Genomic DNA, 26816 nt, shown 5'->3' on the forward strand with positions numbered 1-26816 from the left:
CAGTTGAACAACCGATCAAGCAACTGACTGTCGGAGAGGCCCGAATGAACCGAAGACGTACCACTGCCGTGATCGCGACGGCCGGAGCCCTCGCGCTCACGGTGCTCAACGCCCCGGCCGCGCAGGCGAAGGACACAGGCATCGTCGTGTCAGGCCTTGTCATAAACAACGGCAAGCCGGTGGTGGTCGGCACATCGCGGGTGGTGGAACCGTCCTTCACCTTCGATATGACCCTGCCTCCGGGGTACGACACGAACCACCCGCTCCGCTATGACGCGCAACCCTTCCTTTACCAGCGAAGCGTTCTGCTTCCCGAGATAGAGCTGGGCATCAGGACCTGCTACGAGGTCAGCCTCAAGAAGGCCCATTGCGAGGGCACGCTGTCCATCGACCCCGATCCGTCGCAGAAGCAGATCGACTCCAACAGCGACGCCACCAAGTGGAAGATCGGCATGGCCCTCGCACTGTTCAAGGACAACGGCGAGCTCGTCGCCCAGGAGTTCGAGACAAGGCCCGGAGGCGTCTCACTCAGGCGCGCCGCGAAGCTCACCGTCGCCGACGCCACCCCCGAGCCGGTCACCAAGGGCAAGAAGATCACCGTCGCGGGCAAGCTCACCCGGGCGAACTGGACCACCCACAGGAACGGCCCCTACGCCGGCAGCACCGTGAGCCTCCAGTTCCGCGCCAAGAACGCCACCGCCTTCAAGACGCTCAAGAAGGTCACCACCAACAGCGCGGGTGCCCTCCGCACCACGGTCACCGCCTCCACCGACGGCTTCTTCCGGTGGGTCTACTACGGCAACACGACGACCGGCACCGCCACCAGCGCCCAGGACTACATCGACGTGCGCTGAACCGTGAACCGGTCAGTGACTGAGCCTCGCGCCCAGCAGCGGCAGCAGCCGCTCCCGCAGTAGTCGCCGGGCCGGGTCCAAGGTCGCCCACAGGAGTTTGTGGCGGGTGCCGTCCGTCATGACCACCTCCATGCCGGAGGTGGTCACCCCGCCGTGCAGACGCGCCGCGGCCATCCCCGCGAACGGGATCAGCTTGTGGCGTACGCGGGCCGCCCGGGTCACCGTCTCCGTGAGCAGCGTGTTCCACGCGTCGAGGGACGGGATCCGGTGGCGTTCCTCGATGGGGTCGGTCGGCGAGAGGAACAGGGCACGTGCGTGGCCGGACTCGTACAGCTGTATGACCGTGAGCGGTATCTGCCAGGACGGCGACGCGATCCGTACCTCCAGGACGGCCGCGTCCGCTGCCCACAGGGCGTCCGAGACCTGCATGCCGTCCGCCCGCCAGCCCCGTATGTGTGACTCCAGGCGCGCCGCCGCGGTGCTCAGGTTCATGCCATACGTCACACCGGGATCATGGCCGACGCGGCCGGCCGGGCGACATGCCCCGCTCGTGTTTGACCTTCGTCACCCTCGGGGTATTCTCTCCGGCTCGATTGGCGGAGGCCGTGCCCCGTATGGCAGACTGTCGGAGTTGCTCGGTCGAGCGCCGATGCTGCGCGCCTCCCGTCGGGAGGACCGGAAGCGAGTCCCACAGTACTCGTCGCCTCAACTGCCGTAAGGCAGCGCTGGGGCGGACGTACGGGAATCTTTCGGGAAGTGTCAGCGGGGTGCAGGCCAGGCGCCCGGTGGGTGTCCATGCCCCCCGGTCCTGCGGTTGCTTTCGGGCGGGCCGCGTCCCTCGTACGTAGGGGAATCCGTTGATGGATTAGCGGATATCTGTGCGGCAGGAGCGCGACACACCCGACCGCGTGGGTCGGAGGACGGGGACGCGAACCCCCGGGTTGCAGAGCGTTTCACTAGACAAAGGACTACTGAGTAGCCATGGCGGGACAGAAGATCCGCATCCGGCTCAAGGCCTACGACCACGAGGTCATCGATTCCTCGGCGAAGAAGATCGTCGAGACGGTGACGCGAACTGGTGCGTCGGTCGCGGGCCCGGTGCCGCTGCCCACTGAGAAGAACGTGTACTGCGTCATCAAGTCGCCGCACAAGTACAAGGACTCGCGCGAGCACTTCGAGATGCGCACGCACAAGCGCCTGATCGACATTCTCGACCCGACGCCCAAGACCGTTGACTCTCTGATGCGACTCGACCTCCCGGCCGGTGTCGACATCGAGATCAAGCTCTAGGGAACGGTGATCTGAGAATGGCTAAGCAGATCAAGGGCATCCTGGGCGAGAAGCTCGGCATGACGCAGGTGTGGGACGAGAACAACCGTGTTGTTCCCGTCACCGTCGTCAAGGCGAGCACCAACGTCGTCACCCAGGTCCGTACGAACGACACCGACGGCTACGAAGCGGTCCAGATCGCCTTCGGCGAGATCGACCCCCGCAAGGTGAACAAGCCCCTCAAGGGTCACTTCGCCAAGGCCGACGTCACCCCCCGCCGCCACCTCGTCGAGATCCGCACCGCGGACGCCTCCGAGTACACGCTGGGCCAGGAGATCTCCGCTGAGGTCTTCGAGGCCGGCGTCAAGGTGGACGTGACCGGCAAGAGCAAGGGCAAGGGCTTCGCCGGTGTCATGAAGCGTCACAACTTCAAGGGCCTCGGCGCCGGTCACGGCACCCAGCGCAAGCACCGCTCCCCCGGTTCCATCGGTGGCTGTGCCACCCCGGGCCGCGTGTTCAAGGGCCTCCGCATGGCGGGTCGCATGGGCAACGAGCGGGTCACCACCCAGAACCTGACCGTTCACGCCGTTGACGCGGAGAAGGGCCTGCTCCTTATCAAGGGCGCGGTTCCTGGTCCGAACGGCGGCCTCGTCCTGGTCCGCACCGCGGCCAAGGGGGCCTGAGGACTCATGAGCACCATTGACATTCTGTCGCCCTCCGGCGACACAGCCGGGACCATCGAGCTCCCGGCCGAGATCTTCGACGTAGAGAAGATCAGCGTTCCGCTGCTTCACCAGGTCGTCGTCGCACAGCTGGCCGCCGCCCGTCAGGGCACGCACAAGGTCAAGCGTCGTGGCGAGGTCCGCGGTGGTGGTAGGAAGCCTTACCGCCAGAAGGGCACCGGCCGCGCCCGTCAGGGTTCGACCCGTGCGCCGCAGTTCGCCGGCGGTGGCGTCGTTCACGGCCCCACCCCGCGCGACTACTCGCAGCGGACCCCCAAGAAGATGAAGGCCGCGGCCCTGCGCCACGCCCTCACCGACCGGGCCCGCAACGCTCGTATCCACGTCATCACCGGCGTGATCGAGGGCGAGACCCCCTCCACCAAGGCCGCCAAGAGCTTCCTCGGCAAGGTCAGCGAGCGCAAGAACGTGCTCCTGGTCATCGAGCGCTCCGACGAGGCCGCGCTGCTTTCCGCGCGCAACCTGCCCCAGGTGCACATCCTGGAGCCGGGCCAGCTGAACACGTACGACGTTCTCGTCTCGGACGACGTGGTCTTCACCCAGGCCGCTTTCGAGTCCTTCGTGTCCGGCCCCAAGGCCACTGACACCGAAGGGAGCGAGGTCTGATGGCGATCCGTCACCCCGCCATTGCCTCCAAGGCGGCCAAGGCCGCCAAGGCCGCGCGCGTCGCCAAGGCGAAGCGCCACGAGGCCGAGGGCAAGAACACCGTCGTCACGCCGGTCAGCAAGTCGTTCACGGACCACCGTGACGTCCTGCTGAAGCCGGTCGTGTCCGAGAAGAGCTACGCGCTCATCGACGAGAACAAGTACACGTTCATCGTCGCTCCCGGCAGCAACAAGACCCAGATCAAGCAGGCCGTCCAGGCGGTCTTCTCGGTCAAGGTCACCGGGGTCAACACGATCAACCGCATCGGCAAGCGCAAGCGCACCAAGAGCGGTTTCGGTAAGCGCGCTGACACCAAGCGAGCGATCGTGACCCTCGCAGAGGGCGACCGTATCGACATCTTCGGCGGTCCGTCCGCGTAAGCGGGTCGGATCGTCCGATATCGGACGAGGACTGAGAAATGGGAATCCGCAAGTACAAGCCGACTACGCCGGGCCGTCGTGGCTCCAGCGTCGCCGACTTCGTCGAGGTCACGCGGTCCACGCCGGAGAAGTCGCTGGTCCGCCCGCTGCACAGCAAGGGCGGCCGTAACAACGCCGGTCGTGTGACCGTTCGCCACCAGGGTGGCGGACACAAGCGCGCCTACCGAGTGATCGACTTCCGTCGTCACGACAAGGACGGCGTGCCGGCGAAGGTCGCGCACATCGAGTACGACCCCAACCGCACCGCGCGCATCGCGCTGCTGCACTACGCGGACGGCGAGAAGCGCTACATCCTCGCCCCCCGCAACCTGTCGCAGGGCGACCGCGTCGAGAACGGTCCTGGGGCCGACATCAAGCCGGGCAACAACCTGGCGCTCCGCAACATCCCGGTCGGTACCACGATCCACGCGATCGAGATCCGTCCCGGTGGCGGCGCCAAGTTCGCCCGCTCCGCAGGCGCCTCGGTGCAGCTGCTGGCGAAGGAGGGCACGATGGCCCACCTTCGTATGCCCTCCGGTGAGATCCGTCTGGTCGACCAGCGCTGCCGCGCCACGGTCGGCGAGGTCGGCAACGCCGAGCAGAGCAACATCAACTGGGGCAAGGCCGGGCGCAAGCGCTGGCTGGGCGTCCGTCCGACCGTTCGCGGTGTGGCGATGAACCCGGTTGACCACCCGCACGGTGGTGGTGAAGGCAAGACCTCCGGTGGACGTCACCCGGTCTCGCCGTGGGGTCAGAAGGAGGGTCGTACTCGTTCGCCGAAGAAGGCTTCGAACAAGTACATCGTCCGCCGCCGCAAGACGAACAAGAAGCGCTAGGAGCGGGTTTAGATGCCGCGCAGTCTCAAGAAGGGGCCCTTCGTCGACGACCACCTGATCAAGAAGGTGGACGCCCAGAACGAAGCCGGTTCCAAGAACGTCATCAAGACCTGGTCCCGTCGCTCGATGATCATCCCGGCCATGCTCGGCCACACGATCGCGGTGCACAACGGCAAGACCCACATTCCGGTGTTTGTCACCGAGTCGATGGTCGGCCACAAGCTCGGCGAGTTCTCGCCGACGCGCACCTTCCGGGGTCACGTCAAGGACGACCGGAAGTCGAAGCGCCGCTAACGCGGGGTGGAATGACCATGACAGACACTGGAAGGACAACCATGGAAGCCAGGGCCCAGGCGCGGTACATCCGCGTTACGCCCATGAAGGCCCGCCGCGTGGTGGACCTTATCCGTGGCATGGATGCCACGGAGGCTCAGGCGGTCCTGCGTTTCGCCCCGCAGGCCGCGAGCGTGCCGGTCGGCAAGGTGCTTGACAGCGCCATTGCCAACGCCGCGCACAACTACGACCACACCGACGCCGGCAGCCTCGTCATCACCGAGGCGTACGTCGACGAGGGTCCGACCCTGAAGCGGTTCCGGCCGCGTGCCCAGGGCCGTGCCTACCGGATCCGCAAGCGGACCAGCCACATCACCGTGGTCGTCAGCAGCAAGGAAGGTTCCCGGTAATGGGCCAGAAGGTAAACCCGCACGGGTTCCGACTCGGCATCACCACCGACTTCAAGTCGCGTTGGTACGCCGACAAGCTGTACAAGGACTACGTCGGAGAAGACGTCGCCATCCGTCGGATGATGACGTCCGGCATGGAGCGCGCCGGCATCTCGAAGGTCGAGATCGAGCGCACCCGTGACCGCGTCCGCGTCGACATCCACACCGCGCGTCCGGGCATCGTCATCGGCCGCCGCGGCGCCGAGGCCGACCGTATCCGCGGCGACCTGGAGAAGCTGACCAAGAAGCAGGTCCAGCTCAACATCCTCGAGGTCAAGAGCCCGGAGACGGACGCTCAGCTGGTGGCCCAGGCCGTCGCCGAGCAGCTGTCCTCCCGCGTCTCCTTCCGTCGTGCCATGCGCAAGAGCATGCAGGGCACGATGAAGGCCGGCGCCAAGGGCATCAAGATCCAGTGCGGTGGCCGTCTCGGCGGCGCCGAGATGTCCCGCTCGGAGTTCTACCGCGAGGGCCGTGTGCCCCTGCACACGCTCCGCGCGAACGTCGACTACGGCTTCTTCGAGGCCAAGACGACCTTCGGCCGTATCGGTGTGAAGGTCTGGATCTACAAGGGCGACGTCAAGAACATCGCCGAGGTCCGCGCCGAGAACGCCGCTGCCCGTGCGGGTAACCGCCCGGCCCGTGGCGGTGCCGGTGGCGGCAGCGACCGTCCGGCCCGTGGTGGCGGCCGTGGTGGCGAGCGTGGCGGCCGCGGCCGCAAGCCGCAGCAGGCTCCCGCTGCCGAGGCCCCCAAGGCCGAGGCTCCGGCGGCTGCCGCTCCGGCTGCTGAAAGCACCGGAACGGAGGCCTGACCGACATGCTGATCCCCCGTAGGGTCAAGCACCGCAAGCAGCACCACCCCAAGCGCCGTGGTATGGCCAAGGGCGGTACGACGGTCGCGTTCGGCGAGTACGGCATTCAGGCCGTCACGCCGGCGTACGTGACCAACCGCCAGATCGAGGCCGCCCGTATCGCGATGACCCGCCACATCAAGCGTGGCGGCAAGGTCTGGATCAACATCTACCCGGACCGCCCGCTCACGAAGAAGCCTGCCGAGACCCGCATGGGTTCCGGTAAGGGTTCGCCGGAGTGGTGGATCGCGAACGTGCACCCGGGCCGGGTCATGTTCGAGCTGTCCTACCCCAACGAGAAGATCGCCCGTGAGGCCCTCACTCGCGCAGCCCACAAGCTGCCGATGAAGTGCCGGATCGTCAAGCGCGAGGCAGGTGAAGCGTGATGTCGGCCGGTACCAAGGCGTCCGAGCTGCGCGAACTGGGTGACGAGGAGCTTCTCAACAAGCTCCGCGAAGCCAAGGAAGAGCTGTTCAACCTCCGCTTCCAGGCGGCGACCGGTCAGCTCGAGAACCACGGTCGGCTCAAGGCCGTCCGGAAGGACATCGCGCGGATCTACACCCTGATGCGTGAGCGCGAGCTGGGCATCGAGACGGTGGAGAGCGCCTGATGAGCGAGAGCAACGTGACCGAGAACAGCACCACGACCGAGGCGCGCGGTTTCCGCAAGACCCGTGAGGGTCTCGTCGTCAGCGACAAGATGGACAAGACCGTCGTCGTCGCTGTCGAGGACCGTGTGAAGCACGCGCTGTACGGCAAGGTCATCCGCCGTACGAGCAAGCTCAAGGCGCACGACGAGCAGAACGCTGCCGGCATCGGCGACCGTGTCCTCCTCATGGAGACGCGTCCGCTGTCCGCCACGAAGCGCTGGCGCATCGTCGAGATCCTCGAGAAGGCCAAGTAAGTCCTCCTGCGGGCACCCCCGCAGGACAGTTCCGCCAGGCTCGGTGAGCTCCGCAAGACACGCAGAACACTTGCGGGGCTCGCCGGGAACCGGCAGACAATCAGGAGATAGACGTGATCCAGCAGGAGTCGCGACTGCGTGTCGCCGACAACACTGGTGCGAAGGAAATCCTTTGCATCCGTGTCCTCGGTGGCTCCGGTCGCCGCTACGCGGGCATCGGTGACGTCATCGTCGCCACCGTCAAGGACGCGATCCCCGGCGGCAACGTGAAGAAGGGTGACGTCATCAAGGCGGTCATCGTTCGCACCGTCAAGGAGCGCCGCCGTCCGGACGGCTCGTACATCCGTTTCGACGAGAACGCCGCTGTTGTTCTGAAGAACGACGGCGACCCTCGTGGCACCCGTATCTTCGGCCCGGTCGGCCGGGAGCTGCGCGAGAAGAAGTTCATGAAGATCATCTCGCTCGCGCCGGAGGTGCTGTAAGCATGAAGATCAAGAAGGGCGACCTGGTTCAGGTCATCACCGGTAAGGACAAGGGCAAGCAGGGCAAGGTCATCGCGGCCTTCCCCCGCGAGGACCGCGTCCTGGTCGAGGGTGTCAACCGGGTCAAGAAGCACACCAAGGCCGGCCCGACCGCGAAGGGTTCGCAGGCCGGCGGCATCGTCACGACCGAGGCGCCCGTCCACGTCTCCAACGTCCAGCTGGTCGTTGAGAAGGACGGCAAGAAGGTCGTCACGCGTGTCGGTTACCGCTTCGACGACGAGGGCAACAAGGTTCGCGTTGCCAAGCGGACGGGTGAGGACATCTGATGACGACCACCACCACTCCGCGTCTCAAGACGAAGTACCGCGAGGAGATCGCGGGCAAGCTGCGTGAGGAGTTCTCGTACGAGAACGTCATGCAGATCCCCGGCCTCGTCAAGATCGTGGTCAACATGGGTGTGGGCGACGCCGCCCGCGACTCCAAGCTGATCGAGGGCGCCATCCGCGACCTCACCACGATCACCGGTCAGAAGCCGGCCGTCACCAAGGCCCGCAAGTCCATCGCGCAGTTCAAGCTGCGTGAGGGTCAGCCGATCGGTGCCCACGTCACGCTTCGTGGCGACCGCATGTGGGAGTTCCTGGACCGCACCCTGTCGCTCGCGCTGCCGCGCATCCGCGACTTCCGTGGTCTGTCTCCCAAGCAGTTCGACGGTCGTGGCAACTACACCTTCGGTCTCACCGAGCAGGTCATGTTCCACGAGATCGACCAGGACAAGATCGACCGCACCCGGGGTATGGACATCACCGTGGTGACCACGGCGACCAACGACGCCGAAGGCCGCGCCCTTCTCCGTCACCTCGGCTTCCCCTTCAAGGAGGCGTAAGCGAGATGGCGAAGAAGGCTCTGATTGCCAAGGCTGCTCGTAAGCCCAAGTTCGGTGTACGTGGCTACACGCGCTGCCAGCGCTGCGGCCGTCCGCACTCCGTGTACCGCAAGTTCGGCCTGTGCCGCGTCTGCCTTCGTGAGATGGCTCACCGTGGCGAGCTGCCGGGCGTGACCAAGAGCTCCTGGTAATCCCGTAATTCGGGATTCTGGAAGCTCTCGGTAAGCAAATGGGTTGGTCAGGTGCCCACCCCTCCATGGCTTAGGCTAGGAGGGTTGGGCGCCTGACGCCCGTACGACTTACTACGCCGTAGGTCCCCCGCACCGCACCCGTCCCGCCACTGAGTGAGTGGGGAGAGGGATGGCGCATCCAGGAAACCCCGGCGAGAGAGGCCGAAGGCCAATTCATGACCATGACTGATCCGATCGCGGACATGCTGACTCGTCTGCGTAACGCGAACTCGGCGTACCACGACACCGTGGGTATGCCGCACAGCAAGATCAAGTCGCACATCGCGGAGATCCTCCAGCAGGAGGGCTTCATCACGGGCTGGAAGGTCGAGGACGCCGAGGTCGGCAAGAACCTCGTTCTCGAGCTGAAGTTCGGCCCGAACCGTGAGCGCTCCATCGCGGGCATCAAGCGGATCTCCAAGCCCGGTCTCCGGGTTTACGCGAAGTCCACCAACCTGCCGAAGGTGCTCGGCGGCCTGGGCGTGGCGATCATCTCCACGTCGCACGGTCTCCTCACCGACAAGCAGGCCGGCAAGAAGGGCGTAGGCGGAGAAGTCCTCGCCTACGTCTGGTAGAAGGGAACGGAGGAAACAGCTATGTCGCGTATTGGCAAGCTCCCCATCACGGTTCCCGCCGGCGTGGACGTCACCATCGATGGCCGCACGGTCCAGGTGAAGGGCCCCAAGGGTTCCCTCTCCCACACCGTCGCTGCGCCGATCGACATCGCCAAGGGTGAGGACGGCGTTCTCAACGTCACCCGCCCCAACGACGAGCGTCAGAACAAGGCCCTGCACGGCCTGTCCCGCACGCTGGTGGCGAACATGATCACCGGCGTGACCACGGGTTACGTGAAGAAGCTCGAGATCAGCGGTGTCGGTTACCGCGTGGCGGCGAAGGGCACGAGCCTCGAGTTCGCGCTCGGCTACAGCCACCCGATCACCGTCGAAGCGCCCGAGGGCATCAGCTTCAAGGTCGAGAACCCGACGCGGTTCTCGGTCGAGGGCATCGACAAGCAGAAGGTCGGCGAGGTTGCGGCCAACATCCGCAAGCTGCGCAAGCCCGACCCGTACAAGGCCAAGGGTGTCAAGTACGAGGGCGAAGTCATCCGCCGCAAGGTCGGAAAGGCGGGTAAGTAAGCCATGGCATACGGTACGAAGATCGCTAAGGGCGACGCTTACAAGCGTGCTGCCATCAAGCGGCGTCACATCCGGATCCGTAAGAAGGTCAACGGAACGGCTGAGCGTCCCCGCCTGGTTGTGACCCGCTCCAACCGCCACATCGTGGCCCAGGTCATCGACGACATCCAGGGTCACACCCTGGCGTCGGCGTCGACCCTGGACGCCTCGATCCGCGGTACCGAGGGCGATGACAAGTCGGCGCAGGCCGGCAAGGTCGGCGCACTGGTCGCCGAGCGTGCCAAGGCCGCAGGCGTCGAGGCCGTTGTGTTCGACCGTGGTGGCAGCCGGTACGCCGGTCGTATCGCCGCCCTGGCCGACGCCGCCCGCGAAGCCGGGCTCAAGTTCTGAGCCGCCCGTCGCGCTCGCGGCCTCGTGTCGCGGCGCAGCGTAGCTAGCGGAAAAAGAGAGAGGTAATCCAATGGCTGGACCCCAGCGCCGCGGAAGCGGTGCCGGTGGCGGCGAGCGGCGGGACCGGAAGGGCCGTGACGGCGGCGCTGCTGCCGCCGAGAAGACCGCGTACGTTGAGCGCGTCGTCGCGATCAACCGCGTCGCCAAGGTTGTGAAGGGTGGTCGTCGCTTCAGCTTCACTGCGCTCGTCGTAGTGGGCGATGGCGATGGCACCGTCGGTGTCGGTTACGGCAAGGCCAAGGAGGTGCCGGCCGCGATCGCCAAGGGTGTTGAAGAGGCCAAGAAGCACTTCTTCAAGGTCCCCCGTATCCAGGGCACCATCCCGCACCCGATCACGGGCGAGAAGGCCGCGGGCGTCGTCCTGCTCAAGCCTGCTTCCCCCGGTACCGGCGTTATCGCCGGTGGCCCGGTGCGTGCTGTCCTGGAGTGCGCCGGCGTTCACGACATCCTGTCGAAGTCGCTCGGTTCGTCCAACGCGATCAACATCGTGCACGCGACCGTGGCGGCCCTCAAGGGCCTGCAGCGTCCCGAGGAGATCGCGGCCCGCCGCGGTCTGCCCCTCGAGGACGTCGCCCCCGCGGCTCTGCTTCGTGCGCGTGCGGGAGCGGGTGCGTAATGGCTCGCCTCAAGGTCACGCAGACGAAGTCGTACATCGGCAGCAAGCAGAACCACCGTGACACCCTGCGGTCCCTTGGTCTCAAGGGGATCAACACCGTGGTCGTCAAGGAGGACCGCCCCGAGTTCCGCGGAATGGTTCACACCGTCCGCCACCTCGTGTCGGTTGAGGAGGTCGACTGATCATGGCGGAGAACAACCCGCTCAAGATCCACAACCTCCGTCCCGCCCCGGGCGCCAAGACCGCCAAGACCCGTGTGGGTCGTGGTGAGGCGTCGAAGGGTAAGACGGCTGGTCGTGGTACCAAGGGCACGAAGGCCCGTTACCAGGTTCCGGAGCGCTTCGAGGGTGGCCAGATGCCCCTCCACATGCGTCTCCCGAAGCTCAAGGGCTTCAAGAACCCGTTCAAGACCGAGTACCAGGTCGTGAACCTCGACAAGCTGGGCGCGCTGTACCCGGAGGGTGGCGAGGTCACCGTCGAGGGTCTCGTCGCCAAGGGTGCCGTTCGCAAGAACAGCCTCGTCAAGGTCCTCGGCCAGGGCGAGATCTCCGTGGCGCTGCAGGTGACGGTCGACGCCGTCTCCGGCTCCGCCAAGGAGAAGATCACCGCCGCCGGCGGTACCGTCACCGAGCTCGTCTGAACACCACAGGCGCCTCGATGACTTGAGCGATCCCTGCCGGGGATACCCCACAAAAGGGGTATCCCCGGTTGGTCGTTCCAAGGGAGGCATGGTCGCCGGTAAGGTGGCCAGCACTGTCAATTTGAGTCCGTTGTGCTCACGAGGAACTCCGGACCCCTCTTGGCTGTTAGTTATCTGTCCGCTTATTCGTCGAACCTCAAGACCGTCACCTCTGACGCAGTAGCGCGGGGGTCGCAGGAGGCACCGTGCTCACCGCGTTCGCCCGGGCGTTCAAGACGCCCGACCTGCGCAAGAAGCTGCTCTTCACGCTCGGCATCATCGTGGTCTATCGGGTGGGCACGCACATCCCGATCCCCGGTGTCGACTACTCGAACGTCCAGACGTGTATCGATGTGGCGAAGGGCAACCAGGGCCTGTTCGGTCTGGTGAACATGTTCAGTGGCGGGGCGCTGCTGCAGATCACGATCTTCGCGCTCGGCATCATGCCGTACATCACGGCGAGCATCATTCTCCAGCTGCTGACCGTGGTCATCCCGCGTCTGGAGGCCCTCAAGAAGGAGGGCCAGGCCGGTACGGCGAAGATCACGCAGTACACCCGTTACCTGACGGTGGCCCTGGCCATCCTGCAGGGCACCGGCCTCGTCGCCACCGCCCGCAGCGGCGCGCTCTTCAGCGGCTGCCCGGTCGCGAGCGAGATCGTCCCGGACCAGTCGATCTTCGTCACCATCACCATGGTCGTCACCATGACCGCCGGAACCGCCGTCGTCATGTGGCTCGGTGAGCTGATCACCGACCGCGGCATCGGCAACGGCATGTCGATCCTGATGTTCATCTCGATCGCCGCCACCTTCCCGTCCGCGCTGTGGGCCATCAAGACCCAGGGCGACCTGGCGGGCGGCTGGATCGAGTTCGGCACGGTCATCGCCGTCGGCCTCGTCATGGTCGCGCTGGTGGTCTTCGTCGAGCAGGCTCAGCGCCGAATTCCGGTTCAATACGCGAAGCGCATGATCGGCCGCAGGTCTTATGGCGGCACCTCTACGTACATCCCGCTCAAGGTCAACCAGGCCGGCATCATCCCTGTGATCTTTGCCTCCTCGCTGCTCTACATCCCCGCGCTGATCGCGCAGTTCTCCGGCGGAACGTCTGGCTGGAAGACCTGGATCGAGCAGAACCTGACCAAGGGTGACCACCCGATTTACATCACCACGTACTTCTTGCTGATCGTTTTCTTCGCGTTCTTCTACGTCGCCATCTCCTTCAACCCCGAAGAAGTAGCCGACAACATGAAGAAGTATGGTGGCTTCATCCCGGGCATCCGGGCTGGCCGGCCAACCGCTGAGTACCTGAGCTACGTACTCAACCGGATCACCTGGCCGGGTTCGCTGTATCTGGGTCTGATCGCTCTCGTCCCGACGATGGCGTTGGTTGGTTTCGGGGCAAACCAGAACTTCCCGTTCGGCGGGACCAGCATCCTCATCATCGTGGGTGTCGGTCTTGAGACCGTGAAGCAGATTGAGAGCCAGCTCCAGCAGCGCAATTACGAAGGGTTCCTCCGCTGATGCGAATCGTCCTCGTCGGGCCGCCTGGTGCAGGGAAGGGAACGCAGGCCGCGTTCCTGGCCAAGAACCTGTTGATCCCGCACATCTCCACGGGCGACCTGTTCCGGGCCAACATCAGCAAGCAGACGGACCTCGGGAAACTCGCCAAGTCCTACATGGACGCGGGGAACCTGGTACCCGACGAGGTCACGATCGCCATGGCGAAGGACCGCATGGAGCAGTCCGACGCGGCGAACGGCTTTCTGCTGGACGGCTTCCCGAGGAACGTCTCGCAGGCCGAGGCGCTGGACGAGATGCTCAAGGCCGAGTCCATGAAGCTGGACGCGGTGCTCGACCTGGAGGTCCCCGAGGACGAGGTGGTCAAGCGCATCGCCGGCCGCCGCATCTGCCGTAACGACTCGGCGCATGTCTTCCACGTGACGTACCAGCCGCCGAAGGCCGCGGGAGTCTGCGACGCCTGCGGTGGCGAGCTGTACCAGCGGGACGACGACTCCGAGGAGACGGTGCGCAAGCGGCTGGAGGTCTACCACACCCAGACCGAGCCGATCATCGACTACTACAAGGCCCAGGGCCTTGTGGTGACGATCTCGGCGCTGGGCAAGGTGGAGGACGTCACCGGCAAGGCGATGGCCGCGCTGAAGGGCGATGGCGAGGGCGAGTAGTCCTTTTTTGTCCGTAGGTCGTACATGGGTCGTACGTAGGTCAGCCGCGGTTTCCTGTCTGGGGGCCGCGGCTGCTGCGTGGGGGCGTGGCCCCGTATCTTTGTATCTTCGATGTGTGGTCGTTCACTTCGATCGCTTCGTTCGCCCCTGGTCCAGGAAAGGCCGTCGTTCCCATGGTGCAGATCAAGACCCCCGAGCAGATCGCCAAGATGCGCGAGGCGGGGCTTGTCGTCGCCGCCATCCACGCGGCCACTCGTGAGGCGGCCGTGCCCGGCGCCAGTACGAAGGATCTGGACCAGGTCGCGCGGAAGGTGCTCGCGGAGCACAACGCGAAGCCGAACTTCCTTGGGTACGGCGGGTTCCCGGCGACCATCTGCACGTCCGTCAACGAGGTCGTCGTCCACGGCATCCCGTCCGACGAGGTCGTGCTGAAGGACGGGGACATCATCTCCATCGACTGTGGCGCGATCGTGGATGGCTGGCACGGGGACGCGGCGTACACGGCGTTCGTGGGGTCGGGGCACGCGCCTGAGCTGCTGGAGCTGTCTCGGGTGACCGAGGAGTCGATGTGGGCGGGGATCGCGGCCATGAAGCAGGGGAACCGGCTGGTCGATGTCTCGCGGGCGATCGAGACGTACATCCGGCGTCAGCCGAAGGCGGGGGGCGGGCGGTACGGGATCATCGAGGACTATGGCGGGCATGGGATCGGGACCGAGATGCACATGGATCCGCATCTGCTGAACTATGTGGAGCGGAAGCGGGGGAAGGGGCCGAAGCTGGTTCCTGGGTTCTGTCTCGCGATCGAGCCGATGGTGTCGTTGGGGACGCCGAAGACGGAGGTTCTGGCGGACGACTGGACGGTCATTACGACGGATGGGACCTGGTCTTCGCACTGGGAGCATTCTGTGGCGTTGACTGAGGCTGGGGTGTTGGTGCTTACGTCTCCCGACGGGGGGCGGGCGAAGTTGGCGGAGCTGGGTGTTGCGGCTGCGCCGGATCCGCTGGCGTAGGGTTTCCTCGCCCCCGCCGCCCCTACCCGTCCCATCCCCAGGGGCTCCGCCCCTTCGACCCCGCCAGGGGGCACGGCCCCCTGGACCCCCGGCGGGGACTGCGTCCCCTGCACCCCGCTCGGGGCTGCGCCCCGGGCCCCTGGCCCGTCCCCTTGCGTCTCGCCCCGGGGCTGCGCCCCTGGACCCCCCATCGGCCTGGACGGCCTCGTCCTCAAACGCCGGACGGGCTGGGATGCCGGGGGTTGTCCAGGACCCTGTAGAGGCCGGCTTAGCCGTGCCCGGGGCCTCGTTCGTGTGTCCGGTCTGGTTAAGGATCATGGGTGTGGGGCATTCTTCCTCGATTCGTCTTTCCGGGTGCGCTGACGTAGACTGACTCGTCGGCTCTCGTGCACCCGCATGTCCGCATGCGCCTCGTGAAGGGGACGCAAGGGAGTCGATCAAGGTAGTCGATTCGAAGGGCGAAGCGTGGCCAAGAAGCAAGGTGCCATCGAGATCGAGGGCACTGTCGTCGAGTCTCTTCCGAACGCCATGTTCAAGGTTGAGCTCCAGAACGGCCACCAGGTCCTGGCACACATCAGCGGCAAGATGCGTATGCACTACATCCGCATCCTCCCTGACGACCGGGTCGTGGTGGAGTTGTCTCCGTACGACCTGACGCGTGGCCGGATCGTCTACCGATACAAGTAGATCTTGCCTACGTCCCGCGTTTCCTCGCGGGGCCGCCGGCAACTGACCCGGAGAACCTCACCCCATGAAGGTCAAGCCGAGCGTCAAGAAGATCTGCGACAAGTGCAGGGTGATCCGCCGTCACGGTCGGGTCATGGTCATCTGCGAGAACCCGCGGCACAAGCAGCGCCAGGGCTGACGCACGACCTTCCCTCTGCACCCGCAGAGATTCGCGCGACGCGAGCAGCAGTAGTAGCAGTTAGCAGTACTTGTTCATACGCGGAGTCCAGGTCCGGAGATTCACGGACCTGATACCCCCGGTCGGAGGCCGGGGACCCAGCTCGTACCTCGTACGGCGGGCCGGGAAACGGCTTTGTGGAAGACCTCCGAACGACAACTGGAGCCATTGAATGGCACGCGTTTCCGGTGTTGACATCCCGCGCGAAAAGCGTGTGGAGGTCGCCCTCACCTATGTGTTCGGCATCGGCCGGACGCTTTCCCAGCTGACGCTGGCGGAGACGGGCATCGACCCGAACACCCGTGTTCGGGACCTCTCCGAGGAGCAGCTCGTCGCGATCCGCGAGTACGTGGACGCCAACATCAAGACCGAGGGTGACCTCCGTCGCGAGATCCAGGGCGACATTCGCCGCAAGATCGAGATCGGCTGCTACCAGGGTATTCGCCACCGCCGTGGCCTGCCCGTCCACGGCCAGCGCACCAGCACGAACGCCCGTACCCGCAAGGGCCCGCGTCGCGCCATCGCCGGCAAGAAGAAGCCGGGCAAGAAGTAGTCCGCAGCGGACAACGCTTCATCAGCGGTCTTCGCTGTAGGACCGACCACCTCCCCGTAGGAGATTTAGATGCCCCCCAAGGGTCGTCAGGGCGCTGCCAAGAAGGTGCGCCGCAAGGAAAAGAAGAACGTCGCTCACGGGCACGCTCACATCAAGAGCACGTTCAACAACACCATCGTCTCGATCACGGACCCCTCGGGCAACGTGATCTCCTGGGCCTCCGCCGGCCACGTCGGCTTCAAGGGCTCGCGCAAGTCCACCCCCTTCGCCGCGCAGATGGCCGCCGAGTCGGCCGCCCGCCGCGCGCAGGAGCACGGCATGCGCAAGGTTGACGTGTTTGTGAAGGGTCCGGGTTCGGGTCGTGAGACCGCGATCCGTTCGCTCCAGGCCACCGGTCTTGAGGTCGGCTCCATCCAGGACGTCACCCCCACCCCGCACAACGGCTGCCGTCCGCCGAAGCGCCGTCGCGTCTGATCTTCGGATCAGCTGGTTCGACGTGCGGTTGTCTTAGGTTTCGGGCGGTATGGCTCTTCGGGGCCGTGCCGCCCGTACCCTTGTAGTACTAGTCGGGCATCAAATAGTGGGTGTCCATGACTGAAGGATTCACAACATGCTGATCGCTCAGCGTCCCTCGTTGACCGAAGAGGTCGTCGACGAGTTCCGCTCCCGGTTCGTCATCGAGCCGCTGGAGCCGGGATTCGGCTACACCCTCGGTAACTCTCTGCGTCGTACTCTGCTGTCGTCGATTCCCGGTGCGGCTGTCACCAGCATCCGTATCGATGGCGTGCTGCACGAGTTCACCACCGTGCCCGGTGTCAAGGAAGACGTCACCGACCTCATCCTCAACATCAAGCAGCTCGTTGTCAGCAGTGAGCACGATGAGCCTGTGGTCATGTACCTGCGTAAGCAGGGGCCCGGTCTCGTCACCGCCGCCGACATCGCACCGCCGGCCGGTGTCGAGGTGCACAACCCCGACCTCGTCCTCGCCACGCTCAACGGCAAGGGCAAGCTGGAGATGGAGCTGACCGTTGAGCGCGGTCGCGGCTATGTCTCGGCTGTTCAGAACAAGCAGGTGGGGCAGGAGATCGGGCGTATTCCGGTCGACTCCATCTACTCGCCGGTTCTCAAGGTCACGTACAAGGTCGAGGCGACGCGTGTCGAGCAGCGCACCGACTTCGACAAGCTGATCGTCGACGTCGAGACCAAGCAGGCCATGCGTCCGCGTGACGCCATGGCTTCTGCGGGCAAGACGCTCGTCGAGCTGTTCGGGCTTGCCCGTGAGCTCAACATCGACGCCGAGGGCATCGACATGGGTCCGTCCCCGACGGATGCCGCGCTCGCCGCCGATCTGGCGCTGCCGATCGAGGAGCTCGAGCTCACCGTTCGGTCGTACAACTGCCTCAAGCGCGAGGGCATCCACTCCGTGGGTGAGCTCGTGGCTCGTTCCGAGGCTGATCTGCTCGACATTCGTAACTTCGGTGCGAAGTCCATTGACGAGGTCAAGGCCAAGCTTGCGGGCATGGGTCTTGCGCTCAAGGACTCGCCTCCCGGGTTCGACCCGACCGCTGCGGCTGACGCCTTTGGCGCCGACGATGACGCCGATGCCGGGTTCGTGGAGACTGAGCAGTACTGATCCGTTTTCGGCTGCGGGGCCGTTGTGGCTGGTCGCGCAGTTCCCCGCGCCCCTTTGGGGGCGCGGATCCTCCGGGGCACGCTGGAACAGGTGCCCCGGATCTTCGACAGGCGATCGCCTGCTCGGACACTGACCTCGGTACCTGATACGGCCGGGGCAGACACCTAGGAGAAAGACCATGCCGAAGCCCACCAAGGGTGCCCGTCTGGGCGGCAGTGCCGCGCACGAGAAGCTGCTTCTTGCGAACCTCGCGAAGTCGCTCTTCGAGCACGGTCGCATCACGACCACCGAGGCGAAGGCGCGCAAGCTGCGTCCGTACGCCGAGCGTCTGATCACCAAGGGCAAGAAGGGCGACCTTCACAACCGCCGTCAGGTGCTCCAGGTCATCACGGACAAGAGCATCGTGCACACGCTCTTCACCGAGATCGGCCCGCGCTACGAGAACCGTCCGGGTGGTTACACCCGTATCACCAAGATCGGTAACCGCCGTGGCGACAACGCGCCCATGGCTGTCATCGAGCTGGTGGAGGCGTTGACTGTTGCACAGGCTGCGACGGGTGAGGCCGAGGCGGCGACCAAGCGTGCCGCCAAGGACGCCGAGGCTGTTGTCGAGGCTCCGGTCGAGGACGCCAAGGTCGAGGACGCCAAGGTTGATGTGACCAAGGCTGATGAGGCTGAGGCTTCTGAGGAGACCAAGGACGCCTAAGCGTCTGCGGGGTGCTGTTCGGTTTGCGGCTGCGGTTTCGTCGTGGTTGTTCGCGCAGTTCCCCGCGCCCCTGTCGGGGCGTGTTAGAGCGGGCCCGTTCCTTTATCGGAGCGGGCCCGCTTTTCCGTACTGAGAGGATCTCTGTGTGAGTGACGATGTGCGGCCCGGGTTCGTGCGGGTGAGGCTGGATCTTTCCTACGACGGGACCGCGTTCTCCGGGTGGGCCAAGCAGGCCGGGGGGCGGCGGACCGTGCAGGGGGAGATCGAGGATGCCCTGCGGACTGTGACGAGGTCCGGCAGTGCCTCGTACGAGCTGACCGTTGCCGGGCGTACCGATGCCGGCGTGCATGCCCGGGGGCAGGTCGCCCATGTCGATCTGCCTGTCGAGGTGTGGGGCGAGCATCAGGAGAAGCTGCTCAAGCGGCTTGCCGGGCGGTTGGACAAGGATGTGCGGGTTTGGCGGGTCGCTGAGGCGCCGGTCGGGTTCAACGCTCGGTTCGCTGCTCTGTGGCGGCGGTACGTCTATCGGGTCGGTGATCGGGCCGGTGGTGTGGATCCCTTGCTGCGCAGCCATGTGCTCTGGCACGACTGGGAGTTGGACGCCGCTGCCATGGATGCCGCCGCCAAATCCCTTGTCGGGGAGCATGACTTCGCCGCCTATGCGAAGAAGCGCGAGGGGGCTTCCACTGTGCGCGAGGTTCTTGACTTCGGGGTGCGGCGGAGGTTGGACGGGATCGTTGAGATCGAGGTGCGGGCCGACGCCTTCTGCCATAACCAGGTGCGGTCCATGGTGGGTGCGTTGTTGTTCGTGGGGGATGGGCATCGGGGGGTGGAGTGGCCTCGGCGGGTGCTCGACGCTCGGGTGCGGGACAGTGCCGTTCATGTGGTGCGGCCGCACGGGCTGACGTTGGAGGAAGTCGCCTATCCGGCGGACGAGTTGCTGGCCGAGCGGCAGCTTCAGGCCCGCCGGGTGCGGGGCGAGGTGTACGGGGTCAGCCGGCCAGGACCTTCTTGAAGGTCGGCTGGAGGAACGGGACGAGGGACTTCGCGTAGCCGGCCGTGATGTGGCTGGAGTCGAAGTAGACGATCTGGTCGATGATCTCGGCGCCGTGGCGCTTGGCCACCTTCTGCTCCATGGCCCGGAAGGCGGGGAACTCGATGGCCTGGTCCTGGGTGGGGTTGCAGGCCGGGGTGTCGGCGGTGTGGGTGGCGAGGCAGTCGGGCACGTTCCGGCCGGGCTGCGGGGTGTCCGTCAGGTAGACGATCTTGGCCCCCGAGCCGTCGAAGGTCTGGAAGGCCTTCTCGGCACCGGCCTCGGTCGCCTCCTGCCGGACGCGGTTGGTGACGACGATGACGTTCGGCTTGAGGTCCTTGATCGAGTAGACCTCGGGGGAGCAGCCGCCCTTCGCCATGGTGATGACCTTGGTGGCGAGCTTCTGCCCGATCTCGTTGAAGGCGTCGCCCCACTGCCAGGCGTGCGAGTCTCCGATGACGCAGTTGTGGGCGTAGTTGTTGGCGCGGGACTTGAAGCGGGTGCCGTTCTTGGTCTGGTACGCCTTCGGGACGGTGACCACGCGGATCCACGGGTGGCTCGCCGCCGGCGCGTCGATCCGCTCGGCGGCCTCGCAGCCCTCCTCGGTGAGCACGTCCACGCGCATGTACGGGAACCACTCCGGCAGGTGCTCCACGTAGGAGAGGACGGACCGCTCCAGCGCCGGGTAGGTGTCATGGCGGCCGATGGTCGGTACGAGAGTGATCAGCGCCCACGCGATGGTGATCAGCCAGCCAGCCGGGAGTCGCTGGGTGTGCACGACCAGAGGCTGAAGACGGTCAGGCCCACCAGCGGTATGAGGAACGGCAGGATGCCGGGGTTTCACGCGGCGGTGCGTTTCGCCAGTTTGGCGTTGTGCCGCGAGAGCGGTACCCCATCGGTTCAGAAGCCCCCCGACCACCCAAAAAATGGCTGAATAGAAGCGTGATCCTGGTGGTGGTGATGGGTTGATACGTCCCTTTCGCGCCCCCCCCGCCCGTCCGCTACGCCGGTTCCACGATGAGCCACGCCACGGTGGAGGTGTCGCCCGCGACCCCCTTCACGGAGAACGAGATACCGGCCGTACGGGCCGAGACATACGCGATTCCGGCCGGGGTGCCGCCCGGGGCCTGCACCGTGAGGAAGATGCGGCTCGTCGCCGTGACCGCGGTGGTCGGGACGGTGACCGCCGTGGTGCCGTTCAGGGTGAGGGTGCCCATCTTGGCGTTGGTGCCCTCCTTCACCCGCAGGCCCTTTCCGGCCAGGCCCGCCACGAGGTCCGAGTCGGTGCTGCCGATCTGGGCCGTGCCGAGGCGGCCCCAGCTGGTGTCCCGGCCCGTGGAGCCGCCGGGGCCGAAGGTCTGCGTACCGGAGATGTCGACGGCGAAGCGGTTGACCGAGTCGCCGGTGACCTGAGACTGGAAGGCGCGGGAGGCGGTGTCGGCGGCGGTGACCGCGTAGCCCTGTCCGGCGGCGCGGGTCTGGACGAGGTTGACGCCGGGGCTCGCGGTGGCGTTGACGACCACGCCGGGGGTGCTGCCCGCCTGGCCGAGCGTGATGCGGCCGGTGTTGCGGCTGACGGTGACCGGGGTGTCCAGGGCGGTGCCGTCGTCGGCGTACCGCACGAGGGCGAAGTCGGAGCCGTCGCCGGAGCCCGACTCGGCCGCGTCGGTGGTGCGCAGGGCCCAGCGGCGGTTCTTGCCGCGGGACCAGAACTGCACGTCACGGGTGGTGCCGGCGGCCCCCGACACCATGTGCGCGTCGGACTTGTCCCAGACGATGCCGGCGTCGGTGCGGGTGCCCGCGGTGACTCCGCTGTGCCGTACGACGACCGCGCCGGCGTCGTTGAAGGGGGCCGTGGTGCCGACGTACTCGCCGCCGACGACCGAGACACAGCTCGCGGAGTTCAGGGCGGAGGTGGTGATGCCGTACGCGGGGGAGAAGTCGCCTGTGCTGTCGTCGTTGCGGCCGATCGAGGTGGAGCAGCCGGTCAGGACGACGCCCTCGGCGGCCTCTCCGGTGACGCTGAAGCCGGCGGCGTCCGTGGCGCTCTTGCCGTCCCGTTTCGCGAGGCAGCCCAGGAGCTGGATGAAGCGGCCACCGGCGGACGTGGCGAGGTGGAAGCCGTCCTTGCCGTTGCGGTCGGTGTTGCAACCGACCATGACCATCGAGTAGTTGATGCCGGTGACGTGGTAGCCGTAATTCGTGTTCCACTCGGCGCGGCAGTCGACCATGGTCACGGCGTTCGGGTTGAGGATGTCGAAGCCGTGGCCGCCGTTGCCCTGGGAGTAGCACTGGAACAGGTCGGCGTCGACCAGGCCGCCGCCGGTGCCCGCCGAGTCGCCCCAGGCGAAGCCGTGGCCGCCTGCGCCCGTGCAGTGCACCTGGTTGAACTGGAACGCGGCCCCGTTCTGGGCGTTGACACCGTCGCCGGAGAACCGCCAGATCGTCACCTTGTCCATGCCGACGTCCTTGACGCCGGGGTTGATCCGGACGGCGGTGACGGGGCCGTTCTCCGTGTTCACGATCCGGTTGCGCAGCCCGTCGCATCCCTTGAGCGCCAGGCCGTACAGGCGCGGCCCGCCGCCGTGTGCGGAGTCGTAGTACGTGTCCTGCACCGGGGCCGGGTCGACGGTGATCAGGGCGTCGCCCACGAAGTAGCCGACGGCCGGCCGGATGTAGGAGCCGGTCATGTTGGTGCGGTCCGGGAAGTGCGGGTTCCAGTCGCCGCGGAGCGTCACGCCCAGCGTCAGCCTGAGGGGCGCGGCGATGCGGTACTTGCCCGGCGGGAAGTAGACGGTGCCGCCCTGACCTGCCGCGTCGATCGCCTTCTGGATGGCCGGCTGGTCGTCGGCCGCGTCGTCGCCGAGTGCTCCGTACGCCGCGTCCCGTACGTTCAGCCAGCCCGCCGGGGTCTCCGCGGCGGCCGCCTCGCCCGCGCCGGCCACTGTGGTGGCGAGGGCGGCGGTGCCGATACCGGCGGTCGCGGCGAGCATCCGGCGTCTGGACGTGACGGAGTCGTGCGTGGTCATGAATGGTCCCCCCTGGGCCTGATCCGTACGCGATTCGATACGCGATTCGGTACGCGAGACAGTTCGCGAGTGATCAACCATCGGTGATATACGGCCGACGATCAATGGCCGACGATCAGTGATCGTCGGCCATTGGAAAGGGGAGTGCTGTGTTCCGGCTCGTTCTACTGGCTGGCCGCCGAGGCCTGGGCCTCGCCGCGCCGCCGGATCTGGCGGAAGGCGAACTCGGCGAGGTCGTCGCCCGTGGTGAAGACCGCCGTGCTCTTCGTCGTCACGTCCTTGCCGTTGGTGAAACCGGCGATCGTGAAGTAGGAGTAGCGGCCGTAGGAGTTGGTCGTCGAGCGACAGATCGCCGCGCGGCAGAAGGTCGGGACACCGCCGCCGGACAGGGACTCGACGATGCTCTTCTTGTCCGCCGTGGCCTTGACCTTCGTGGCCTGCGCCTCGGTGTCGAAGACGGCCACGCCGACCGTCACCGCGACGCCGTCCTTGCTGTACGTGACACGCAGGAAGCGCGTGCACCTGTTGTCCGTGAGGATCTTCGGGAGGGTGCCCTTCGTGGCCGACGCGCAGTTCTTCGTGTCGGCGGTCGGGCCCTTCTTGTAGAGGCGCTCGCCCATCGTCAGCTGCGTACCGGGGAAGAGGATCTCCGGGGCCAGGGGCGCCGTGTCCTTCTTCACACTGGCTATGAAGTCCTTCGGGTCCAGCGGCGGCGGCGCGCTGGTCGGCTCGAACGACGGCGCCGCCGAGGCGGTGTCGCTCGGGATGTCCGCGGTGGCGGGCAGGTCGGAGGTCGGTTTGTTGGAGGCCGTGGTGTTTCCGTCCGCGTTGACCACGGCCATGGCGACGGCCGCGCCCACGCCGACGGTGGCCACCGCGGCCCCGACGATCAGCAGGAGTCTCTTGCGTCTGTTACGGGTCTCGGACGCCTCGGCGAGCGCCGCCCAGTCGGGGGCATGACCGGCGTTCTGACCACCCCACGGCTGCTGCGGCGCCCGGCCGCCCTGGTCGTCCCACGGCTGCTGCGGGGTATTCGGTTTCCAGGGATCCCACTGAGGTCCCCCCTGCCCAAAGCTCATGCGCGCATCCTAGACGCCGTACAACCCTTGTGCCGAGGCGTCTCATACGTATCAGCCCGCACCTCGTTTTGACCCGTCCGGGGCAGCACGGGTAACCTGGGCGTTCTTATGCGTATCGGCTTGGTCGTTCTTGGACGAGAGCCCCTACGTAGGTTCCCTGGAGCAGTTACCAGTGGGCGGCATACGGGCATCGTTCCCGGCACTGTCGTCCCCAGCTGCACGATCGCTTCAGTGATGCCATGTGTCAGGACCCATCCACTGAAGAAGCGAAGGCTACGAAGTGCGTACGTTCAGCCCTAAGCCCGGCGACATCACTCGCCAGTGGTACGTCATCGACGCCCAGGATGTCGTCCTGGGCCGTCTTGCCACCACTGCCGCGAACATCCTGCGGGGCAAGCACAAGCCGATTTACGCCCCCCACGTCGACGCTGGTGACTTCGTCATCATCATCAACGCGGACAAGGTGCACCTCTCCGGCAACAAGAAGACCCAGAAGCTGGCCTACCGCCACTCCGGTTACCCGGGCGGTCTGCGCTCCGTCCGTTACGACGAGCTGCTGGCGAAGAACCCCGAGAAGGCCGTCGAGAAGGCCATCAAGGGCATGATCCCCAAGAACACCCTGGGCCGTCAGTGCCTGTCGAAGCTGAAGGTCTACTCGGGCGACCAGCACCCCCACGCTGCCCAGCAGCCGGTGCCGTTCGAGATCACCCAGGTCGCGCAGTAGTTCCGGCCACCCCCTAAGACGTAGAGAATTCTGAGGAGAATCGTGGCCGAGACCACTGTCGAGCAGCCGCTCGACGAGAACGCCGATGTCGAGTTCGAGAACGCCGACGTCGAGAGCTACACCACCGAGTCCGAGGCGCCCGTAGCCGAGGGTGAGTACACCGAGGCCCTCGACGGCCGCTTCGGCGACCCGCAGCCGGCCGCCGGCCTGGGCCGTCGCAAGAACGCCATCGCCCGCGTCCGGATCGTCCCGGGCACCGGCAAGTGGAAGATCAACGGTCGCACCCTTGAGGACTACTTCCCCAACAAGGTGCACCAGCAGGAAGTCAACGAGCCCTTCAAGGTGCTCGAGCTCGAAGGCCGTTACGACGTCGTCGCCCGCATCTCGGGTGGCGGTGTCTCCGGTCAGGCCGGTGCCCTGCGCCTCGGCGTGGCCCGCGCGCTGAACGAGGCCGACGTGGACAACAACCGCGGCGCCCTCAAGAAGGCCGGCTTCCTCCGTCGTGACGACCGTGCGGTCGAGCGCAAGAAGGCCGGTCTCAAGAAGGCTCGCAAGGCCCCGCAGTACAGCAAGCGCTAAACACTGTCGCTTCGCTGTTCCTGCTTGTACGCATCGCCCCGGCGGCACTTTCCGTGCCGTCGGGGCGGTTCGTTTACCGGGGGCTTTACTTATCACAGGCTTACGGCACAGGCGGGCGGAACGGTCCCGACAGCTTGGAAACAGGCACAGGGGATATACGTAGGCAGGTCCGGCATGGACACTCGGCAGAAGCCGCACACGACACGGCCCCACAGCGGATGAGCCGTACGTACAGTGCATGAGCCGCACATTTTTTCCAGCATCTTCGGAGGACACCAGTGGGACGACTCTTCGGCACGGACGGCGTGCGCGGTGTCGCCAACGCGGATCTGACGGCCGAGATGGCCCTCGGCCTGTCCGTAGCGGCGGCGCACGTACTCGCCGAGGCGGGTTCGTTCGAGGGCCACCGGCCGGTCGCCGTGGTCGGACGGGACCCACGTGCGTCCGGGGAGTTCCTGGAGGCCGCCGTGGTCGCGGGCCTCGCCAGCGCGGGCGTCGACGTCCTGCTGGTCGGCGTGCTGCCCACCCCGGCGGTCGCGTTCCTCACCGCCGAACTCGGCGCGGACCTCGGCGTGATGCTCTCCGCCAGCCACAACGCCATGCCGGACAACGGCGTCAAGTTCCTGGCCCGCGGCGGCCACAAGCTCGACGACGACCTGGAGGAGCGGATCGAGGCGGTGTACGAGGAGCACCGCACCGGCGCTCCCTGGGACCGCCCGACCGGCGGTGGCGTGGGGCGCGTACGGACGTACGACGAGGGCTTCGAGCAGTACGTCACCCATCTCGTCGGCGTGCTCCCGAACCGCCTCGACGGTCTCAAGGTCGTCCTCGACGAGGCGCACGGCGCCGCCAGCCTGGTCTCGCCCGAGGCGTTCACCCGGGCCGGCGCCGAGATCGTCACCATCGGCGCCGAGCCGGACGGCCTCAACATCAACGACGGCTGCGGCTCCACCCACCTCGGCAAGCTCCAGGCCGCCGTCCTCGAACACGGCGCCGACCTCGGCATCGCCCACGACGGCGACGCCGACCGCTGCCTCGCCGTCGACCACACCGGCGAGGAGGTGGACGGCGACCAGATCATGGCCGTACTCGCGCTGGCGATGCGGGAGCGGGGCGTACTGCGGGCCGACACCGTTGTCGCGACGGTGATGTCGAACCTGGGCTTCAAGCTGGCGCTGGAGCGGGAGGGGCTGTCCCTGATCCAGACGGCGGTCGGGGACCGGTATGTGCTGGAGGAGATGAAGGAGCACGGGTACGCGCTGGGCGGCGAACAGTCCGGGCACGTCATCATCTCGGACCACGCGACCACGGGCGACGGGACGCTGACCGGGCTGCTCCTTGCGGCCCGGGTCGCGCAGACCGGTCGTACGCTGAAGGATCTCGCCGCGGTGATGGAGCGGCTGCCGCAGGTGCTGGTGAACGTGCCGGACGTCGATCGGACTCGGGTGGGGTCTTCTGCGGAGCTGGCCTCCGCGGTCGCCGACGCCGAGCGTGAACTCGGGGCCACCGGGCGGGTGTTGCTCCGGCCTTCCGGGACCGAGCCGTTGGTCCGGGTGATGGTCGAGGCCGCGGACATCGACCAGGCCCGGTCCGTGGCCGGGCGGTTGGCCGATGTGGTGAAGTCCGCGCTCGGTTAAGGACGTTGGTGGTGTCCGGGGGCGCCGTGGCGATC

General features: G+C 66.4%; 39 protein-coding genes. 35 read left to right on the forward strand and 4 right to left on the reverse strand.

Annotated features, from left to right (window positions below):
• Nucleotides 1-44 precede the first annotated feature (44 nt).
• Nucleotides 45-854 (forward strand): hypothetical protein, encoded by an 810-nt coding sequence (locus ACWCRB_RS20540; RefSeq protein ID WP_450997404.1) that lies wholly within the window; start codon nucleotides 45-47, stop codon nucleotides 852-854.
• A 12-nt stretch (nucleotides 855-866) separates the two neighbouring features.
• Here the strand turns inward: ACWCRB_RS20540 and ACWCRB_RS20545 are convergent, their stop codons facing one another.
• Nucleotides 867-1358, reverse strand: coding sequence for a hypothetical protein (locus ACWCRB_RS20545; protein ID WP_450997405.1), 492 nt, complete (start codon nucleotides 1356-1358; stop codon nucleotides 867-869).
• Between the two features lie 477 nt (nucleotides 1359-1835).
• Here ACWCRB_RS20545 and rpsJ point away from each other — a divergent pair, with 477 nt between their 5' ends.
• The 31 genes from rpsJ (at nucleotide 1836) to truA (ending at nucleotide 19715) form a co-directional block, all read left to right on the forward strand.
• Nucleotides 1836-2144 carry a 30S ribosomal protein S10 gene (gene rpsJ, locus ACWCRB_RS20550; protein ID WP_003948644.1) on the forward strand — a complete coding sequence of 103 codons (309 nt, stop codon included), beginning with the start codon at nucleotides 1836-1838 and terminating at the stop codon, nucleotides 2142-2144.
• Between the two features lie 17 nt (nucleotides 2145-2161).
• A complete protein-coding gene (rplC, locus tag ACWCRB_RS20555; protein WP_235475510.1) occupies nucleotides 2162-2806 on the forward strand; it encodes a 50S ribosomal protein L3 in 645 nt (214 codons plus the stop codon).
• A gap of 6 nt (nucleotides 2807-2812) precedes the next feature.
• A complete protein-coding gene (rplD, locus tag ACWCRB_RS20560) occupies nucleotides 2813-3469 on the forward strand; it encodes a 50S ribosomal protein L4 (protein WP_450997406.1) in 657 nt (218 codons plus the stop codon).
• The gene (rplW, locus tag ACWCRB_RS20565; RefSeq protein ID WP_450997407.1) at nucleotides 3469-3888 is read left to right on the forward strand and encodes a 50S ribosomal protein L23; all 420 of its coding nucleotides are present in this window, start codon (nucleotides 3469-3471) and stop codon (nucleotides 3886-3888) included. The genes rplD and rplW overlap by 1 nt, the downstream gene beginning before the upstream one ends.
• A gap of 38 nt (nucleotides 3889-3926) precedes the next feature.
• Nucleotides 3927-4763 (forward strand): 50S ribosomal protein L2, encoded by an 837-nt coding sequence (rplB, locus tag ACWCRB_RS20570; protein WP_020132633.1) that lies wholly within the window; start codon nucleotides 3927-3929, stop codon nucleotides 4761-4763.
• Between the two features lie 12 nt (nucleotides 4764-4775).
• The gene (gene rpsS / locus ACWCRB_RS20575; RefSeq protein ID WP_010986346.1) at nucleotides 4776-5057 is read left to right on the forward strand and encodes a 30S ribosomal protein S19; all 282 of its coding nucleotides are present in this window, start codon (nucleotides 4776-4778) and stop codon (nucleotides 5055-5057) included.
• Between the two features lie 41 nt (nucleotides 5058-5098).
• Nucleotides 5099-5446, forward strand: a complete 348-nt coding sequence (rplV, locus tag ACWCRB_RS20580; RefSeq protein ID WP_235475507.1) for a 50S ribosomal protein L22 — start codon at nucleotides 5099-5101, stop codon at nucleotides 5444-5446.
• On the forward strand, nucleotides 5446-6294 hold the full coding sequence (rpsC, locus tag ACWCRB_RS20585; RefSeq protein WP_235475506.1) for a 30S ribosomal protein S3: 849 nt from the start codon (nucleotides 5446-5448) through the stop codon (nucleotides 6292-6294). The genes rplV and rpsC overlap by 1 nt, the downstream gene beginning before the upstream one ends.
• Before the next feature lie 5 nt (nucleotides 6295-6299).
• The gene (rplP, locus tag ACWCRB_RS20590; protein ID WP_235475505.1) at nucleotides 6300-6719 is read left to right on the forward strand and encodes a 50S ribosomal protein L16; all 420 of its coding nucleotides are present in this window, start codon (nucleotides 6300-6302) and stop codon (nucleotides 6717-6719) included.
• A complete protein-coding gene (gene rpmC / locus ACWCRB_RS20595) occupies nucleotides 6719-6943 on the forward strand; it encodes a 50S ribosomal protein L29 (RefSeq protein WP_005481220.1) in 225 nt (74 codons plus the stop codon). Before rplP ends, rpmC begins: the two co-directional genes overlap by 1 nt.
• Nucleotides 6943-7236: a 30S ribosomal protein S17 gene (rpsQ, locus tag ACWCRB_RS20600; RefSeq protein WP_369030558.1), complete on the forward strand. Its 294-nt coding sequence runs from the start codon at nucleotides 6943-6945 to the stop codon at nucleotides 7234-7236. The genes rpmC and rpsQ overlap by 1 nt, the downstream gene beginning before the upstream one ends.
• A gap of 113 nt (nucleotides 7237-7349) precedes the next feature.
• Nucleotides 7350-7718, forward strand: coding sequence for a 50S ribosomal protein L14 (gene rplN / locus ACWCRB_RS20605; protein WP_006376015.1), 369 nt, complete (start codon nucleotides 7350-7352; stop codon nucleotides 7716-7718).
• A gap of 2 nt (nucleotides 7719-7720) precedes the next feature.
• Entirely contained in the window at nucleotides 7721-8044 is a 324-nt protein-coding gene (rplX, locus tag ACWCRB_RS20610) for a 50S ribosomal protein L24 (protein WP_235475503.1), read from the forward strand.
• Nucleotides 8044-8601 carry a 50S ribosomal protein L5 gene (rplE, locus tag ACWCRB_RS20615; RefSeq protein ID WP_235475502.1) on the forward strand — a complete coding sequence of 186 codons (558 nt, stop codon included), beginning with the start codon at nucleotides 8044-8046 and terminating at the stop codon, nucleotides 8599-8601. Before rplX ends, rplE begins: the two co-directional genes overlap by 1 nt.
• A 5-nt stretch (nucleotides 8602-8606) precedes the next feature.
• A complete protein-coding gene (locus ACWCRB_RS20620) occupies nucleotides 8607-8792 on the forward strand; it encodes a type Z 30S ribosomal protein S14 (RefSeq protein WP_003948630.1) in 186 nt (61 codons plus the stop codon).
• A 215-nt stretch (nucleotides 8793-9007) separates the two neighbouring features.
• A complete protein-coding gene (rpsH, locus tag ACWCRB_RS20625; protein ID WP_010986352.1) occupies nucleotides 9008-9406 on the forward strand; it encodes a 30S ribosomal protein S8 in 399 nt (132 codons plus the stop codon).
• A 21-nt stretch (nucleotides 9407-9427) separates the two neighbouring features.
• On the forward strand, nucleotides 9428-9967 hold the full coding sequence (gene rplF, locus ACWCRB_RS20630) for a 50S ribosomal protein L6 (RefSeq protein WP_235475501.1): 540 nt from the start codon (nucleotides 9428-9430) through the stop codon (nucleotides 9965-9967).
• A 3-nt stretch (nucleotides 9968-9970) separates the two neighbouring features.
• Nucleotides 9971-10357, forward strand: coding sequence for a 50S ribosomal protein L18 (gene rplR, locus ACWCRB_RS20635; RefSeq protein ID WP_235475500.1), 387 nt, complete (start codon nucleotides 9971-9973; stop codon nucleotides 10355-10357).
• Between the two features lie 70 nt (nucleotides 10358-10427).
• Nucleotides 10428-11033 (forward strand): 30S ribosomal protein S5, encoded by a 606-nt coding sequence (rpsE, locus tag ACWCRB_RS20640; RefSeq protein WP_006376045.1) that lies wholly within the window; start codon nucleotides 10428-10430, stop codon nucleotides 11031-11033.
• Complete coding sequence (gene rpmD, locus ACWCRB_RS20645) at nucleotides 11033-11215, forward strand: 50S ribosomal protein L30 (protein ID WP_046704421.1); 183 nt, start codon at nucleotides 11033-11035, stop codon at nucleotides 11213-11215. Before rpsE ends, rpmD begins: the two co-directional genes overlap by 1 nt.
• A 2-nt stretch (nucleotides 11216-11217) precedes the next feature.
• On the forward strand, nucleotides 11218-11673 hold the full coding sequence (gene rplO / locus ACWCRB_RS20650; RefSeq protein ID WP_030671797.1) for a 50S ribosomal protein L15: 456 nt from the start codon (nucleotides 11218-11220) through the stop codon (nucleotides 11671-11673).
• A gap of 245 nt (nucleotides 11674-11918) precedes the next feature.
• Nucleotides 11919-13232 carry a preprotein translocase subunit SecY gene (gene secY, locus ACWCRB_RS20655; RefSeq protein WP_235475499.1) on the forward strand — a complete coding sequence of 438 codons (1314 nt, stop codon included), beginning with the start codon at nucleotides 11919-11921 and terminating at the stop codon, nucleotides 13230-13232.
• A complete protein-coding gene (locus tag ACWCRB_RS20660) occupies nucleotides 13232-13894 on the forward strand; it encodes an adenylate kinase (RefSeq protein ID WP_450997408.1) in 663 nt (220 codons plus the stop codon). Before secY ends, ACWCRB_RS20660 begins: the two co-directional genes overlap by 1 nt.
• Nucleotides 13895-14067: 173 nt before the next feature.
• On the forward strand, nucleotides 14068-14904 hold the full coding sequence (map, locus tag ACWCRB_RS20665; protein WP_450997409.1) for a type I methionyl aminopeptidase: 837 nt from the start codon (nucleotides 14068-14070) through the stop codon (nucleotides 14902-14904).
• Between the two features lie 465 nt (nucleotides 14905-15369).
• Complete coding sequence (gene infA, locus ACWCRB_RS20670; protein ID WP_003948620.1) at nucleotides 15370-15591, forward strand: translation initiation factor IF-1; 222 nt, start codon at nucleotides 15370-15372, stop codon at nucleotides 15589-15591.
• A 64-nt stretch (nucleotides 15592-15655) separates the two neighbouring features.
• On the forward strand, nucleotides 15656-15769 hold the full coding sequence (rpmJ, locus tag ACWCRB_RS20675; RefSeq protein ID WP_003998809.1) for a 50S ribosomal protein L36: 114 nt from the start codon (nucleotides 15656-15658) through the stop codon (nucleotides 15767-15769).
• A gap of 211 nt (nucleotides 15770-15980) precedes the next feature.
• On the forward strand, nucleotides 15981-16361 hold the full coding sequence (gene rpsM / locus ACWCRB_RS20680) for a 30S ribosomal protein S13 (RefSeq protein WP_006376031.1): 381 nt from the start codon (nucleotides 15981-15983) through the stop codon (nucleotides 16359-16361).
• 69 nt (nucleotides 16362-16430) lie between these two features.
• Nucleotides 16431-16835, forward strand: coding sequence for a 30S ribosomal protein S11 (rpsK, locus tag ACWCRB_RS20685; protein WP_003956432.1), 405 nt, complete (start codon nucleotides 16431-16433; stop codon nucleotides 16833-16835).
• A gap of 136 nt (nucleotides 16836-16971) precedes the next feature.
• On the forward strand, nucleotides 16972-17994 hold the full coding sequence (locus ACWCRB_RS20690) for a DNA-directed RNA polymerase subunit alpha (protein WP_003966937.1): 1023 nt from the start codon (nucleotides 16972-16974) through the stop codon (nucleotides 17992-17994).
• A 178-nt stretch (nucleotides 17995-18172) separates the two neighbouring features.
• A complete protein-coding gene (gene rplQ, locus ACWCRB_RS20695; protein ID WP_450997410.1) occupies nucleotides 18173-18700 on the forward strand; it encodes a 50S ribosomal protein L17 in 528 nt (175 codons plus the stop codon).
• A 145-nt stretch (nucleotides 18701-18845) separates the two neighbouring features.
• Complete coding sequence (gene truA, locus ACWCRB_RS20700; protein WP_450997411.1) at nucleotides 18846-19715, forward strand: tRNA pseudouridine(38-40) synthase TruA; 870 nt, start codon at nucleotides 18846-18848, stop codon at nucleotides 19713-19715.
• Here the strand turns inward: truA and ACWCRB_RS20705 are convergent.
• The 3 genes from ACWCRB_RS20705 to ACWCRB_RS20715 form a co-directional block, all read right to left on the reverse strand.
• Nucleotides 19693-20511: an SGNH hydrolase domain-containing protein gene (locus ACWCRB_RS20705; RefSeq protein WP_450997412.1), complete on the reverse strand. Its 819-nt coding sequence runs from the start codon at nucleotides 20509-20511 to the stop codon at nucleotides 19693-19695. The two genes, truA and ACWCRB_RS20705, sit on opposite strands and share 23 nt — an antisense overlap.
• Before the next feature lie 223 nt (nucleotides 20512-20734).
• Complete coding sequence (locus ACWCRB_RS20710; RefSeq protein WP_450997413.1) at nucleotides 20735-22762, reverse strand: glycosyl hydrolase family 28-related protein; 2028 nt, start codon at nucleotides 22760-22762, stop codon at nucleotides 20735-20737.
• Nucleotides 22763-22926: 164 nt separating this feature from the next.
• Nucleotides 22927-23841, reverse strand: coding sequence for a hypothetical protein (locus ACWCRB_RS20715; RefSeq protein ID WP_450997414.1), 915 nt, complete (start codon nucleotides 23839-23841; stop codon nucleotides 22927-22929).
• 280 nt (nucleotides 23842-24121) lie between these two features.
• On the opposite strand from ACWCRB_RS20715, the gene rplM reads away from it, so the two are divergent.
• The 3 genes from rplM (at nucleotide 24122) to glmM (ending at nucleotide 26781) form a co-directional block, all read left to right on the forward strand.
• Complete coding sequence (gene rplM, locus ACWCRB_RS20720) at nucleotides 24122-24565, forward strand: 50S ribosomal protein L13 (protein ID WP_235475489.1); 444 nt, start codon at nucleotides 24122-24124, stop codon at nucleotides 24563-24565.
• Between the two features lie 42 nt (nucleotides 24566-24607).
• Nucleotides 24608-25144, forward strand: coding sequence for a 30S ribosomal protein S9 (rpsI, locus tag ACWCRB_RS20725; protein ID WP_235475488.1), 537 nt, complete (start codon nucleotides 24608-24610; stop codon nucleotides 25142-25144).
• Nucleotides 25145-25422: 278 nt separating this feature from the next.
• Nucleotides 25423-26781, forward strand: coding sequence for a phosphoglucosamine mutase (gene glmM / locus ACWCRB_RS20730; protein WP_235475487.1), 1359 nt, complete (start codon nucleotides 25423-25425; stop codon nucleotides 26779-26781).
• Nucleotides 26782-26816: the final 35 nt, after the last annotated feature.

It is taken from the genome of Streptomyces sp. NPDC002156 (genome assembly GCF_053593675.1).